14 protein-coding genes, 1 tRNA gene and 1 pseudogene are annotated in these 13783 nt (G+C 37.1%); 6 read left to right on the top strand and 10 right to left on the bottom strand.

Annotated elements, in window-relative coordinates:
• Nucleotides 1-92: 92 nt before the first annotated feature.
• Both L0Z58_RS02000 and L0Z58_RS01995 read right to left on the bottom strand, forming a co-directional pair.
• The gene (locus L0Z58_RS02000) at nt 93-311 is read right to left on the bottom strand and encodes a hypothetical protein (protein ID WP_010962563.1); all 219 of its coding nucleotides are present in this window, start codon (nt 309-311) and stop codon (nt 93-95) included.
• Between the two features lie 195 nt (nt 312-506).
• Complete coding sequence (locus L0Z58_RS01995; protein WP_010962562.1) at nt 507-2213, bottom strand: ABC transporter ATP-binding protein; 1707 nt, start codon at nt 2211-2213, stop codon at nt 507-509.
• Between the two features lie 1020 nt (nt 2214-3233).
• Here L0Z58_RS01995 and L0Z58_RS06755 point away from each other — a divergent pair.
• The 5 genes and pseudogenes from L0Z58_RS06755 to L0Z58_RS01970 all read left to right on the top strand — a co-directional run.
• Nucleotides 3234-3479: pseudogene (locus L0Z58_RS06755) on the top strand (PD-(D/E)XK nuclease family transposase); the annotation flags it as partial.
• 446 nt (nt 3480-3925) lie between these two features.
• A complete protein-coding gene (locus tag L0Z58_RS01985; RefSeq protein ID WP_173862902.1) occupies nt 3926-4069 on the top strand; it encodes a hypothetical protein in 144 nt (47 codons plus the stop codon).
• A gap of 37 nt (nt 4070-4106) precedes the next feature.
• Nucleotides 4107-5402, top strand: a complete 1296-nt coding sequence (ltrA, locus tag L0Z58_RS01980; RefSeq protein ID WP_227738623.1) for a group II intron reverse transcriptase/maturase — start codon at nt 4107-4109, stop codon at nt 5400-5402.
• 66 nt (nt 5403-5468) lie between these two features.
• Nucleotides 5469-5654: a hypothetical protein gene (locus tag L0Z58_RS01975; protein WP_084741732.1), complete on the top strand. Its 186-nt coding sequence runs from the start codon at nt 5469-5471 to the stop codon at nt 5652-5654.
• Complete coding sequence (locus tag L0Z58_RS01970) at nt 5651-6391, top strand: Rpn family recombination-promoting nuclease/putative transposase (RefSeq protein ID WP_010962559.1); 741 nt, start codon at nt 5651-5653, stop codon at nt 6389-6391. The genes L0Z58_RS01975 and L0Z58_RS01970 overlap by 4 nt, the downstream gene beginning before the upstream one ends.
• Nucleotides 6392-6761: 370 nt before the next feature.
• On the opposite strand, the gene L0Z58_RS01965 is transcribed toward L0Z58_RS01970, so the two are convergent.
• The 8 genes from L0Z58_RS01965 to rpsD all read right to left on the bottom strand — a co-directional run bounded on the left by L0Z58_RS01965 (nt 6762) and on the right by rpsD (nt 11581).
• On the bottom strand, nt 6762-7877 hold the full coding sequence (locus L0Z58_RS01965; RefSeq protein WP_010962558.1) for an FtsW/RodA/SpoVE family cell cycle protein: 1116 nt from the start codon (nt 7875-7877) through the stop codon (nt 6762-6764).
• On the bottom strand, nt 7874-8590 hold the full coding sequence (gene ubiE, locus L0Z58_RS01960; protein WP_010962557.1) for a bifunctional demethylmenaquinone methyltransferase/2-methoxy-6-polyprenyl-1,4-benzoquinol methylase UbiE: 717 nt from the start codon (nt 8588-8590) through the stop codon (nt 7874-7876). The genes L0Z58_RS01965 and ubiE overlap by 4 nt, the downstream gene beginning before the upstream one ends.
• A 53-nt stretch (nt 8591-8643) precedes the next feature.
• The gene (gene lipA, locus L0Z58_RS01955) at nt 8644-9507 is read right to left on the bottom strand and encodes a lipoyl synthase (protein WP_010082514.1); all 864 of its coding nucleotides are present in this window, start codon (nt 9505-9507) and stop codon (nt 8644-8646) included.
• Entirely contained in the window at nt 9500-9814 is a 315-nt protein-coding gene (gene rpmB, locus L0Z58_RS01950) for a 50S ribosomal protein L28 (RefSeq protein ID WP_006279619.1), read from the bottom strand. Before rpmB ends, lipA begins: the two co-directional genes overlap by 8 nt.
• A gap of 37 nt (nt 9815-9851) precedes the next feature.
• On the bottom strand, nt 9852-10193 hold the full coding sequence (locus L0Z58_RS01945) for a DciA family protein (protein WP_010082513.1): 342 nt from the start codon (nt 10191-10193) through the stop codon (nt 9852-9854).
• A 446-nt stretch (nt 10194-10639) separates the two neighbouring features.
• Complete coding sequence (gene iscX, locus L0Z58_RS01940; protein WP_010962556.1) at nt 10640-10840, bottom strand: Fe-S cluster assembly protein IscX; 201 nt, start codon at nt 10838-10840, stop codon at nt 10640-10642.
• Nucleotides 10841-10870: 30 nt separating this feature from the next.
• Nucleotides 10871-10957 (bottom strand) — tRNA-Leu (locus L0Z58_RS01935).
• Nucleotides 10958-10966: 9 nt separating this feature from the next.
• On the bottom strand, nt 10967-11581 hold the full coding sequence (rpsD, locus tag L0Z58_RS01930; protein ID WP_010962555.1) for a 30S ribosomal protein S4: 615 nt from the start codon (nt 11579-11581) through the stop codon (nt 10967-10969).
• Nucleotides 11582-11694: 113 nt separating this feature from the next.
• Between rpsD and tkt the strand changes: the two genes are divergently transcribed.
• Nucleotides 11695-13767: a transketolase gene (gene tkt, locus L0Z58_RS01925; RefSeq protein ID WP_010962554.1), complete on the top strand. Its 2073-nt coding sequence runs from the start codon at nt 11695-11697 to the stop codon at nt 13765-13767.
• Nucleotides 13768-13783: the final 16 nt, after the last annotated feature.

The raw sequence follows: 13783 nt of genomic DNA, 5'->3' as shown, positions 1-13783 counted from the left end.
CACTATATTGCTATAAAATCTATAGCAGTATAGTGAATAAGTGGGACTAGTTGAAGGTTTATCTTAACTATTTTATCTTCCTGGATCAGAGTTTATATTAAGTCGTTGCCGTAACCATGGTAAGAGAAAGCCATACCTTCGCTGTAACCATCATTACCAGCATCAGGCTCTTCAACATCATCAGTTACTACCTGATCTTCAGTTGTGATTTTATCCTTGATCGTCTCGTCTACACCCTCATCACTATAAGAAAATTTGTTAGTATATGAATAGCGATTATTGATTTTATCACTATAGTTATGTTTTAACATAGAGACCTCCTATACAGTCAAAATTGGAATTACATTAAGATAGAACAAGCTATGAATATAACGTGAATGAAAGAAACTACAGATCACGAAATTTCCGGATAACTATGGAACCATTATAAAATAATAAAATTAAAAATTTAATAATTTTAATTATAAATCTAGCATATCAACTAACGGTATGATTTAAATTTTCTTTCAATTCCACTGTATCTTCGCCAGTTTTGCATACAGCCCGTCTTTACTCATTAGAAAGTCATGAGTTCCTACTTCTTCTACTTTTCCATGATTAATTACTATAATCTTGTCAGTCTTGAGTGCGGTTGATAGCCTGTGTGTAATTACGATTGTTGTTCTGTTTTGCATTAACTTGCTCAATGCTTTTTGCACGAGGTTCTCACTTTTGTAATCAAGGGCAGAGGTTGCTTCATCCAGTATTAAAACCTGAGGATTGTTGAGTATGGCCCTTGCTATTACAATACGTTGTTTTTGTCCTTCAGAAAGTTTTAATCCTCTTTTTCCTACAAATGTATCAAATTTATCAGGCAGCTTATCAATAAATTCCATCGCATAAGCGCTGATGGCTGCTTGCTTCACTTCCTCATATTCGGCACCTGGTTTGCCATATAGTATATTTTCCATTATTGAGCAAGAAAATATCATGTGATCTTGTGGCACTAAGCCAAACAACGATCTGAGGTCATTTAGCGCAATTGACTTAATATTGTGCCCATCGATAGTAATGCTACCTTTGTTTGGATCATGAAAACGGAGCAGAAGCTTTAAAATGGTGCTTTTACCACTGCCAGATGGTCCAACAATTGATACTGCTTGACCTGCCTCTATAGAAAATGATACGTTATCTAATGCTGGCTTATCAGCATAAAAAAATGTTACACCATTAAACGAAATTCCTTTTTGAACACTATAAATTTTTATAGGATCATCGGCATCTACTATAGAGCTTTTCATATTTTTAAATTCAAATAAACGCTCTACTATTCCAAGACCTCGTTGTAAATCACTGATATTATCGCTCAAATTATTTATAGCTCCTGCCGCAAGCGCTGAATAAAACACAAATGAGGAGAGTTCTCCAATAGTTATATTATTGCTTAAGACTTCTTTAATACCAAAAAAGAGCAAAACAACTAGTGAACCTATCACACACGTGATAACTAGAGTTACTAGAATAGCACGCAAGAGTACTAATTTTACGTATGATTTTGATACTGAGTTTAAATACTCCTTAAAACGGGTTTTTTCATTTTCTTCAAGTACAAACGATTTGATAGTCACTATAGATCTAAAATTTTCCTCACTAAATGACGCAAGCTCACTTAATTTATCCTGGGCAAAGCGTGCATAGCTACGCACTTTTTTTCCAAGTGAGGTCATGATAATGAGTAGTATAGGTATTATTGCGGCTGCATACGCAGTTAGTTGTATATTTGTATATAATAACATAGCAACACTGCCAATCAGAATCACAAAATTTCGTAATATGGTTAGTAAGCTGCTGTTTATTATTGATTGCAGCACAGAGGTATCAGTAATTAACGCTGAGATAACATCTTGTACGCCTGTGTTCTCAAAGAAACTTGGTTGCAAGTTAGTGATACTGCTATATAAGTCATATCTGATTCTTGCGATAACTTTCTCGCTGCCAATGCCAATGAAATATAACCGAGTAAATGCAGTGAGAGAAATGGCTAAAACTATAAGTATTGCAACTAATAGTTTGGTAGTAAAATCGTGCTCTGTGCCAGAATCAATTATATTGCTTAAGCCTCTGCCAAAGAGGAGGATCGTTAAGGCTGAAAATAAAACTGCAATAAAAGCTATGACAAAATAGGATAGATTAGGCTTTATATAGTAAAATAACTGCCTAATATTAGATCGCATCTTATTTTAAAGTTTCTAAAGTTAAGTATATAGATTTTAGTTTCAGGGGAAAGGGGAAAGGTGTAGTATGAAGCAATTTAGGTTCTGCAGCTGTTGTGATTTTAGTCCACCAAGAAAGGGTAGTAGCTCGCAGAAACAAAAAACTTACTTGACAAACTCCGCCAGCCCCCTTATCATAAAATTGAAGCTATTGTATTTGCTTTCGCCAATCTGCAGATTAAAAGGTAAGGATTACTTAATGTATCGGCGTCTTATGTTTAATTTTTTGCAGTACATAGATACTGTATGTCTTTACAAAACTTCATCTACATCTAGATTTTTATCTAAATAAGCTGAACGCGCTTATAAAGCGTTACAAGACATCAAAAAATGCCAATACTCGACAGAGATAGTAAAAGACTAGCTAACTCGGGGATTCTTTGTCTTTTTTTCTGCTTAGTAAACTTCTTAAACATTTGCAGCGTAAGTTAGTTGCAATTAAAAGCAGCTTAATCTTGCTTGTCAAGCGTTTAAAACATAAAAAACGCCAATATTTTAAAGCGGATAATAACCCCAGGGCTTCTTTTGCCTTTTTTTTCATTTGGTAAATTTCTTAACGTTTGTAGCTAAACGACAACCGTCATCCCGCTACGTGTTAGCGGCTAAGAGATACCGCGGCGGTATGACGGTTTGCGGCGGCATGACCTCGTCATTCCCCTACGTGTTAGCTGGATCTAGAGATACCGTGACGGTATGACGGTTCGCGCGGTGGCATGACCTCGTCATCCCGCTACTTGTTAGCGGGATCTATGTTAAGGTATGACGGTTCGTGGCGGCGTGACGATAAGCTCGTCATCCCGCTACGTGTTAGCGGGATCTCTTGTTAGCGCCGCGGCGGTATGACGGTTCGTGGCAGCGTGACGATAACCTCGTCATCCCGCTACGTGTTAGCGCCGCGGCGGTATAGCTATACTTAAAAATATGGTTGAATAGTTGTTAATAATAGTGTATAATTATTAATCTTTTCTCAGTATTTTTACTATGGCTCTTTCTAAATTTCTCGATCCAAAGTTAGATTTAACATTTAAGAAAATCTTTGGCACTGAAAAAAATAAGAATATTCTTATCCATTTTTTAAACGATATTTTAGGATGTACTGAAGTCAACACTATACAAGAAGTAGAATTCTTAAGCACCATTATGGACCCTGAAATTGCTTCTGATAAACAAAGCATTGTTGATGTTCTTTGCAGAGATTCTAGTGGGAACAGGTATATAATTGAGATGGTGCGACCTGAAAGCCTTCGGTCATATTGTTTAAAAGGAGAGGAATTCATTCAGAAAGAAACTGAAAGGATTCTAAAGCTTATTGAACCAGATGTTTTGCCATCTGAGTCTACGCATCAGTGCGAATTGGGTAACCAGTTGGTGCCGAGCGACGCGGACAATGAACCTCCTCTTGATAAAGAAGATGCTCAATCGTGAGAGAAAGCATAAACTACAAGCATCATGTGGTTGGAGGGCTAGGCTTAGTGGTATGGTGAACGTAAGTGAAGCTTCATAAGTATCGTAACGATTAAAGAGCTAAAGATGCTGATAAGCTCCGACCAAAAGGTAATGTGACATTTTTCATTTCTGGATGTACGCAAATAATAATTCCACCGGTATAGAGAAGCCACCTAACCCACTATTGTATGACAAAAGGAACAGGATAAGCCTGTATTTTCGCCTATATGGCAGGCAACCCGCAAGGAATGCTGATGGATGTGCAGGTAAAGGATAATGGAGAAAGCGAATGCCATTTTGTAACGAAATGGATAGAATTTGTAACATTAATTCGCGTGAAAACGAGCAGACTTCCATTTGGTCCCTCATGACAAGAAACTTTGTTAACCACTTAAGGTAGGAAAGCAGATGATTACAAGTACAACTGTAAGTGCACCTACCAATAACTCCGAAGCATGGAACCAGTTACCCTGGAAGAAATGCCAAAAAGTTGTTATGAGGCTACAGAGGCGTATTGTTAAGGCTGTCCAACAAGGCAGATGGGGTAAGGTGAAAACTTTACAACACCTTCTCACACGCTCTTTTAGCGGCAAAGCTTTGGCGGTTAAGAGAGTAACTGAAAACCAAGGAAAAAACACAGCAGGTGTAGATCGTCAAATATGGTCAACTTGCAACACAAAATTTCAAGGAATAAAGCTATTAAAACAAAGAGGATACAAACCTTCTCCGCTAAAACGGATATACATCAGTAAGTCTAATGGCAAAAGAAGACCTCTTGGAATCCCTACGATAAAAGATAGAGCCATGCAAGCATTATACTTGTTTGCTTTGGAACCGATAGCTGAAACGATCAGTGATCGTCACTCTTATGGTTTTAGACCAAAAAGATCCTGCGCAGACGCTACTGTGGCTTGTCACTTGTTACTGGCAAGCCGTAACCAACTACAATGGATACTCAAAGGTGATATTAAATGGTGTTTTGATAACATTAACCATGAATGGCTCATGAAGCATATTCCTATGGAGAAGAAAATTCTTCATAGCTGGTTAAAAGCTGGCTTCCTAGAATCAAAAACTCTGTATTCCACAACTGCAGGTACCCCACAAGGTAGTATCATCTCTCCAATACTAGCAAATCTAGCCCTAAATGGACTTGAAAAATCATTGGAAAGTCAATTTGGTAAACTTGGCAGTAAAAGAAGAAGCAAAATCAGAAGTGGAGTAAATGTAATCAGGTACGCAGATGACTTTATCATTTCAGGAATCACACGTGAAGTACTGGAAAATGAAGTAAAACCTCTAGTATCGTCCTTTCTTCAGGAGAGAGGTCTTATCCTTTCCGAAGAGAAAACAAAAATTACATCTATTACAACAGGGTTTGACTTTCTTGGTTGTAATGTACGCAGGTATAATAAGAAGTTAATTATAAAACCTTCAAAAGAAAGTATTAAGAAACTTCTTAATAAAGCACGTACATTGATAAAGGCAAACATAGCGAACACTCAGGCCGTACTAATCAAGTTGCTCAATTCCCTATTAAGGGGATGGGGAAATTACTACAGCCATGTGTGTGCGAAAAGAGCTTTTAACAAAATAGACCATGAAATTATGTGTGCTCTATGGAAATGGGCAAAGAAAAGACATCCTCGTAAAGGATTACGTTGGATAAAGAATCGTTACTTCAAGGTAATGAAACAACGCTAATGGGTCTTTGCTGCACCCATATGCAAGAACAAACCGAAAGAGATAAGGTATTTAAGACTGCTGAGGTTGATTGATATACCTATCAGACGACATGTTAAAATCAGGGCGGATGCAAATCCACTTGACTTAAAATGGAAAAAGTATTTTGATGAAAGAGTGAAACAAACAAAAATGTTAGCAAGCTCTTTCTCAAGAGAAGGTTCTCTACTGTTGGTGTCACCATTAAGAATGATGTTTTCTGAGGAATCATGAAGGACAAGCCGGTTCGAGAAAAGAAGGACTTAGATAAGGGGCTCAAGCGTAGTGTGGGGAAACCTGCATGCTGCGTTTCTAAGGGAGGGAGTAGTAGCAATACTACTTCCTTACCTAACCAAGTTGCCAAAACTAAAGGCTTTGAAAAACGCGCACAACTTTATGCTGCTAAGGCTTACTCAAGACAAGCTGATAAATCTGGTAAATACGTTGATTTAAAGAAGATTTTCTTTATCGCGATTTCAAATTGTACCTTATTCCCTGATAAGCTTGACTATATATCTAGCCATACCATAAGAGATGAAAAAACCAATGAGCATGACTTAAAAGATTTTCAATTTATCTTCATAGAGCTGCCAAAATTTCCTAAGAGTAGAGAAGAACAACTAGAAAGTGTAGTAGACCGTTGGCTATTTTTTTTCAAATATGCAGATGAAACAACGGACGAAGATCTCAGAAAAATTGCGGAAAAATCACCAATAATAAAGCTAGCATATGATGAATTAGATAAGTTTCACTGGAATGAAAAAGATCTAATAACTTATGAAGAAAGAATAATGGATCTGCGCAAAGAAGAAGCCATTCTTGAATACAGACTTGATCTTGCTAAAGAGGAAGGTAGAAAAGAGAGGGAAATTGAAGTCGCAAAGAATCTACTTAAAGCAGGTGTTTCTTTTAATATTATAGCTCAAACTACTGGTCTTTCTATGAGTGAGATCAAAGAATTGCAGAATTAAGTGTGAATGGTTACGAAAAATATAAGTTTTTGCGATAAACGACATAGTGATGTATTTGTTGTTCAGCATGTCAGTGGAATATTTTCTGGTATCTGTTCAGATGCATGGCTAATGCTGAAACAAAAATTCCAGTGCTCCTTTTTTTGTCATCCCAGTCTGGGATCCAGATTGGGCACTAAGTTGGTAAACACGAAAGCGCTTTACAACGTTTTTGATGGAACTGTGCAAAAGGACTGGATACCAGTGTCAGCTACTTGCATGACACCCATTTGTTCCTATAGTTGCTTTTCTCGTCTACCTTATTTTGCCACTCATCTGAACAGATACCCATTTTGGAGGGATACCAATAATAGTTGTGAGCGGTACAAGTTTAGTCCATATACCTTCCAAGCATAACACGCTCACGAAACTTTAATGCGATAGCTTGGTTTCTACTGAAAGACAGCATTATGCCAAGTGCGATGCTCGAAGATAAAAGAGAAGAACCACCATAGCTAAGTAACGGCAGGGTTATGCCGGTGGTAGGAAAAACACTCAATGTTACCCCTATGTTTATTATGAATTGTGTAATGAATTGCATTGAGATACCGAGAATCACCAACAGATTAAATAATTCATTTTCCCTATATGCAATGTAAAGCAAGCGGGCGGAAATGATGCCAAATAACATCAATGTGGCTAAGCACGTAATCAAACCAAATTCTTCTGCTAAAACAGAAAACACAAAATCTGTATGACAATCAGGAAGAGAGGCTTTTACGCTACCTTCACCAGGTCCAACTCCAGTTAATTGACCTCTTTTGAATGCTTCTAATGATTTTGTGACTTGAAAGTTATCGCGCTGCGTAAAAAAGACAAAATTGTAAATCCTTTGCTTTATATGTGGGAGGCATAAGTAAGCTATTGTAGTTCCAGTTGTGGCCATTCCTATTATGCATAGAAAGTATAAAAATGGTATACATGCAATAAACATTTGACCGATAAAAGAATATGTTAAAAGCATAGACATACTGAAATCAGGTTGCAAAAGTAACAACACAAAAACTAACAGAAATATTATGATTGATATGTGTATTTTAAACTTCATTTCGCTGGCCAAGATACTAGCTATAACAACAGAAAAAAATGGCCTTACGAACTCAGATGGTTGAACAGAAATTTTGACAATATGTAACCATCGTTTCGCACCTTTTACCTCTATACCAAGTATTATCGCAGTTGCTACTAGAATAGTAAATAAAGCGAAACCTGCGAATGAGAGGTTAAGTATAGTTCTTGTGTTGAGAAAAGAAAATGTCACCAAGGTAATTAGTGACAGGACTATATAAATTGTATGGCGCCGTATAAAATAATCCTGTGGTAGAGAAAGACGCTGCGCAATTACAGGGCTTGCTGAATAAACAAGAATGAAGCTTATAGTGAGCAAAAAAAACACTGGAAGGATGAGATAATAATCCAGCGTTCTATACCAGAGTTTAATATTCATTTTGTTCCAATGTGTAATGCCACTATTCCATAGCTCATATTATGAAACTCAACATTCTTAAAGCCTACCTCTTCAATTTCCATTTTAAAATCAGCCTGAGTTGGAAACTCTCTAATGCTCCTCACTAAATATTCATAAGAACTCTTGTCTTTAGCAACTATGCTGCCAATTTTAGGAATTACTTTAAATGAATATAAGTCATAAAGTTTGGTAAATATCTCATTTTGATAGTGCATAGGGGCAAATTCTAAGCAGATAAATTTCCCATGTGGTTTTAATACCCTGTGCGCCTCATTTAAAGCCTTCTTGCGGTCAGAAACATTTCGAATGCCAAAAGCTATTGTGCAATAATCAAATTCGGAGTCTTCAAATGGTAAACTTTCTGCACTTGCACATACCCAATCAAAATTAATTTGGTTTGAATTTATAGCTTTATCACGTCCTCTGTTTAGCATGTTTTGATTTATATCGCATACTGTAACCTTAGCACTTGGCTCTTTTCTTACTACTCTTATTGCTATATCTCCAGTTCCTCCAGCAACATCTAAAACCTTAGAGTTTTTTGTAAAATGCACACTATTTACCATCTTATCTTTCCATAATCTGTGCATTCCGAGGCTCATTATATCATTCATGGTGTCGTAGCGACTTGCCACGGAATCGAATACCTCTTTAACTAATTGTGATTTCTTCTCGATTTTTATAGTAGACATTACGTAAAAACTCCTTTATAATTAGTAAAAATTAATTTGAATTAACACAAATGTCAACGACAGGCCTTGAGCCTGTTAAAATCTTCTTCAGCGTGGTATGATGACCGAGTTAGTGGGCTTGATGCAACCACTAAGAAACCTTTGGAGTAAGCAATGTATTTATAATGCTCAAACTCTTCTGGGGTAACATACCTATCAAGTTTTGCATGTTTTGGAGTTGGTTGTAGATATTGACCAATTGTAATAAAATCAACCTCAGCACTGCGCAAATCGTCCATAACCTGAAGTATTTCCTCTTTTGTTTCTCCAAGACCAACCATAAGCCCTGACTTTGTGAAAACTTTAGGATTAATCTGCTTTACCATCTTCAACAAATATAGTGAATGAAAATAGCGAGCTCGTGGTCTTATTTTTGCATACAATCTCGGCACTGTTTCAATATTGTGGTTATAGACATCAGGTGATGCAACAGCGATTGCTTCAAATGCTCCTTTCTTATTTAAAAAATCAGGAGTTAAAATCTCTATTGTTGTTTCTGAAGTTATCTTTCTAATTTCTTCTATGCACTGTATAAACTGATTTGCGCCACCATCTGGCAAATCATCACGATCAACGGAAGTAATGACAACATGTTTTAAGTTTAACTTTTTTATTGCTTTTGCTAAATTTTCTGGTTCATGAGGATCTAGTTTATCAGGAATGCCAGTTGCAACGTTGCAAAATGCACAAGCACGAGTGCAAACAGAACCGAGAATCATCACAGTAGCATGACGTTTATTCCAACATTCACCAATGTTTGGACATGCAGCCTCTTCGCACACTGTATGCAAGTTATGCAGTTTAACGATGTTTAAGGTCTCATTGAATACTTCACCGGTCGGAGCTTTTGCTCTGAGCCATTGAGGTTTGCTATGCATCTGAAACTGCTAACTCTACCTCTTGCTTTACTAAAACTTTTTTCAACCTTCTTTTTATCTTCTGCGCTTTCTCACTTAGTTTAATCGTTCTTGTGTTGAGCAAAAAAGCATCTAAATCACCTTTGTAATCTATAGTTCTCAAAGTTCTTGTTGCCACACGAAATCTAAACTTTTTATTCAATATATCACTTGTCAACGTAACCTTATGTAAATTTAAAAGAAAGGTACGCTTTGTTTTACGATTCGAATGTGATACCTTATTACCAAAAGATTTTTTTCTATTTGTTAATTCACAAACTCTACTCACTTCAATATACCAAATTATTCTATGTACTTAGATTACCTTATATAGTCAAATAGTCAATACTCTCTTGCTTAATTTTTATACCATATACTGCTTTATAACCAAAAAATATCGTAATTTTTTCTATTATAAGAGAAATCATATGCTGAATTTCCAATGCTTTGCTGCCATTTGTTACTACCAGATGCAACACACCCGAATTTATATTCTGTGCATATGAGATCTTTTTCGGTTTTGTACACTCTGCTATTTCTTTCCCTACTATATTTCGCCAGTTTAAAATAAGACGTATTTCATTTTTACTAATCTTATTTTTCATGCATTTTAATGCATAGTTTTCAATTATAGACTTTAATTTTTTTGGACCGCTACGTTTGAGCATTTTTCTGTTTTTTTAGTAAGTAGATAATATAAAAGTATACATATAACTTGAGATTTTGTCATTACTGCTACATGTTTGTGAGATACCGTGACGGTATGACCATAATCGTCACTCCGCAACGCATATTGCATAGTCGTCATTCCGCGGCGTGTTCGCGGAATCTAGCTCTGGTCACGCTACTTAGATGACAACCTTCTAACTGCTTTACAAAGGCTCTACCCTCTGGCCTCACAACGTAAAAGCAGTATTTTTATGCAAAACTTATCTCAACGTAGCACTTGTCAAGATCGTTCCATTCAAAAATTTTTGTTTTGCCTCATAATTAACCTTATAGCTGTTTTAATTGTAATTGGTTAAATTATTATTAACTTGCCAGGTTAGATCCAAAAAATAGCATAATCAATATGCAAATTGCAATAGAAATCACGTTTGCGTATGGTTTATTGCTATGCAGTTAATCTTTCCTCAATCCAAGCTGCTTGAATAGCTTCGAGTATTTTTTCGTTACAGCGTTTTTCATCATCATCAAATTCCTCTAAACTCAATACCTTTTTTTTAAGCTCAGTGAATCTAATACTAATTATATTCTCATCTGGAAATTTTTCTTCCAGAGCTTCTACAATATCTTCTATATCAAGCCATTTCATACTTTTTTGTATTTATCTGCTAAGTTAAATTGGTGCCCATGGGGAGACTTGAACTCCCAAGGTCGCAAAACCCACGGATTTTAAGTCCGCTGCGTCTACCGATTCCGCCACACGGGCTTTTTTTATCTATCTAGAGTAAAACTCTACTACTAAATTGACTTCCATGTCTGCTGAATAAGGAACCTCAGAATATTGAGGTGACCTCAAATACTTCACTGAATGCTCTTTACTATCTGCTTCTAAATAATCCGGAGCCTTGCGCTCTTGTTTTTGTTCAGCCTCTACTACTACAGGGATTTTTGCTGCCCTTTCTCTTATTTTTATTATATCACCTGGCTTCACTCGATAACTCGATATGTTAACCACCTTATCATTAACTGTAACGTGCTTGTGAGATATGAGCTGCTTTGCTGAGTAAATTGTTGGAACAAGACCAGAGTGGTATAAAACAGAACTTAATCTCGATTCTAAGATACCGATAAAATTATCAGCCGTATAACCCTTTCTGTTATAAGCATCTAAAAATGTACGTCTGAGCTGCTTACTTGAAATCGCATAGTAAAACTTAAATTTCTTATGCGCAGCAAACTGCTTACCAAAGTCGGATAACTTCTTGAATCCAAGAATACCATGTTGACCTGGAGGGTATTTCCTTTTGTTTACTGGGTCTTTAGCTCTACCCCATAAATTTACACCAAGTCTACGGCTAATCCTATACTTTCTAGTGATAACAGTTGTCATATAAAAACTCTCACGATTTAACTTTAGATTATTAAGGATTTTAGCACTCAGTGTCAACTTGTTTTTGCTGATATAATCTTTTATACTTCATTTTTAAGTTTTTCTATTAACACATGAATCATTCACATTTAAAATCTATGGCAAACGCCATCCGTTTTTTATCAATTGATGCAGTACAAAAAGCAAACTCTGGACACCCAGGTATGCCACTTGGCATGGCAGATGTTGCAACTGTTTTGTTTGCTAAATATCTGAATCATAATCCTGATGATTCTAAATGGTTCAATAGAGATCGCTTTGTTTTATCAAACGGTCATGGGTCAATGTTACTATACTCAATATTATATTTGACAGGTTATATTAGCGTAGATGAGCTAAAAAACTTCAGACAAATGGGATCCAAGACCCCAGGTCATCCAGAGTTCGGCTTGACTTCCGGGGTAGAGGCAACAACAGGCCCGCTCGGTCAGGGGTTTGCCGCTGCTGTTGGCATGGCACTTGCTGAATCGATACTTGAAAAGCAGTTTAGAATCAATCACTACACTTATGTGATGCTAGGGGATGGCTCTCTTATGGAAGGAATAAGCCATGAAGCAGCATCACTTGCTGGGCATCTTAAATTGAATAAGCTTATAGCTCTTTTTGATGATAATGATATTTCTATAGATGGCGCTACTTGCCTTTCCTGTTCTGACGATGTAGAGAAACGCTTCTTAGCGTATGGATGGAATGTTGACAAAATTGATGGCCATGATTTTGATGCCATATCCCTTGCAATAGAGCAAGCAAAAAAGTCTGATAAACCTACAATGATCTGCTGCAAAACTATTATCGGAAAATTTTCAAGCCGTGCTGGCACATCCTCTGCTCACAGTGGTGCTTTTTCGGAGGAAGACATAAAACAGATGAGAGAGAAATTAAACTGGAATTATGAACCATTCCATGTACCAGAAGATGTGAAAAATGCCTGGAAGAAAACTGTTGAGAGAGCAAAACAAAACTACACGATGTCATTCCAGCGCGTGACGCTGGAATCCAGGAAAGAAGAAAAAGAATGGATCCCAGTGTCAAGCACTGGGATGACAAGAGAGAGTACTGGGATGACAGAAGAGAATGCTGGGATGACAGGGTATCATGCAGAACTTCAAAGACGGTTAGATAAACATCTACCAGATAATATCGCTGGTGTTTTAGCTGACCTGAAGAAACAAATATGTGAGCTAATGCCAAACGAAGCTACTCGATCTTCTTTCGGCAGAGTAATGGAACTTTTAACTGAGTCTATGCCGGAATTAATCGGCGGTTCTGCTGATCTTACCGGGTCAAATTGCACTAAATATGAGCACATGCAGGTAATAAATAGCAATAATTATAGTGGCTCTTATGTCCACTATGGAGTGAGAGAGCACGCTATGGCAGCATGTATGAATGGTATGGCACTTCACGGCGCGATTCTTCCTTATGGCGGCACTTTTTTGGTATTTTCCGACTATTGTCGTCCTGCTATACGTCTTTCAGCTCTGATGAAGCAGCAGGTTATGTATGTCATGACTCACGACTCAATTGGAGTGGGAGAAGATGGCCCGACTCATCAGCCAATAGAGCATTTAGCCTCTTTGCGTGCTATACCAAATCTATATGTTTTTAGGCCAGCCGATGCAGTTGAAACTCTGGAGTGTGTTAGCATTGCACTCGAAAAGAAAGAATCTCCAGCACTGTTTGCGCTCTCAAGGCAAAACGTAAGTTACATGCGCAAGTTCTACTCTGATATCGATCAATCTGCTAATTTATCGAAGTTTGGTGCATATATTTTGTGTGAATGTTCAAAAGAATTAAAAGTGACGATATTTGCTACGGGGTCCGAGGTTGAAATTGCAGTTGAAGCAAGGGAGAAATTGCAGGAAAAGGGTATAGGTACAAGGATTGTTTCTATGCCATGCTGGAGGCTTTTTGACGAGCAAAGCGATGAATATAAAGCGGCAATATTAAATAATGACAGCATTAAAGTTGCAATTGAAGCCGGAAGTGAAATGGGTTGGCATAAATATATAGGTTCAAACGGTATATTTATTGGCATGAAAAGCTTCGGAGAATCAGCACCTTATAAAACACTCTATGAGCATTTTAATATCAGCGCAGATCATGTGGTAAAATGTGTGTGTGAGAAACTGGTTTACATTCAGTAGACTTCTTGCATAACCA

Origin of the sequence: Wolbachia endosymbiont of Aedes aegypti, from assembly GCF_021496215.1 — a bacterium.
In the GTDB taxonomy this organism is placed as follows: Bacteria; Pseudomonadota; Alphaproteobacteria; order Rickettsiales; family Anaplasmataceae; genus Wolbachia; species Wolbachia pipientis.
This window is presented reverse-complemented; position numbering and strand designations above follow the sequence as displayed.

Coding starts and splice junctions, on each gene's coding strand:
- L0Z58_RS02000 (WP_010962563.1), bottom strand. CDS start 311: ATGTTAAAACATAACTATAGTGATAAAATCAATAATCGCTATTCATAT.
- L0Z58_RS01995 (WP_010962562.1), bottom strand. CDS start 2,213: ATGCGATCTAATATTAGGCAGTTATTTTACTATATAAAGCCTAATCTA.
- L0Z58_RS01985 (WP_173862902.1), top strand. CDS start 3,926: ATGGCAGGCAACCCGCAAGGAATGCTGATGGATGTGCAGGTAAAGGAT.
- ltrA (WP_227738623.1), top strand. CDS start 4,107: ATGATTACAAGTACAACTGTAAGTGCACCTACCAATAACTCCGAAGCA.
- L0Z58_RS01970 (WP_010962559.1), top strand. CDS start 5,651: ATGAAGGACAAGCCGGTTCGAGAAAAGAAGGACTTAGATAAGGGGCTC.
- L0Z58_RS01965 (WP_010962558.1), bottom strand. CDS start 7,877: ATGAATATTAAACTCTGGTATAGAACGCTGGATTATTATCTCATCCTT.
- ubiE (WP_010962557.1), bottom strand. CDS start 8,590: ATGTCTACTATAAAAATCGAGAAGAAATCACAATTAGTTAAAGAGGTA.
- lipA (WP_010082514.1), bottom strand. CDS start 9,507: ATGCATAGCAAACCTCAATGGCTCAGAGCAAAAGCTCCGACCGGTGAA.
- L0Z58_RS01945 (WP_010082513.1), bottom strand. CDS start 10,193: ATGCTCAAACGTAGCGGTCCAAAAAAATTAAAGTCTATAATTGAAAAC.
- iscX (WP_010962556.1), bottom strand. CDS start 10,840: ATGAAATGGCTTGATATAGAAGATATTGTAGAAGCTCTGGAAGAAAAA.
- rpsD (WP_010962555.1), bottom strand. CDS start 11,581: ATGACAACTGTTATCACTAGAAAGTATAGGATTAGCCGTAGACTTGGT.
- tkt (WP_010962554.1), top strand. CDS start 11,695: ATGAATCATTCACATTTAAAATCTATGGCAAACGCCATCCGTTTTTTA.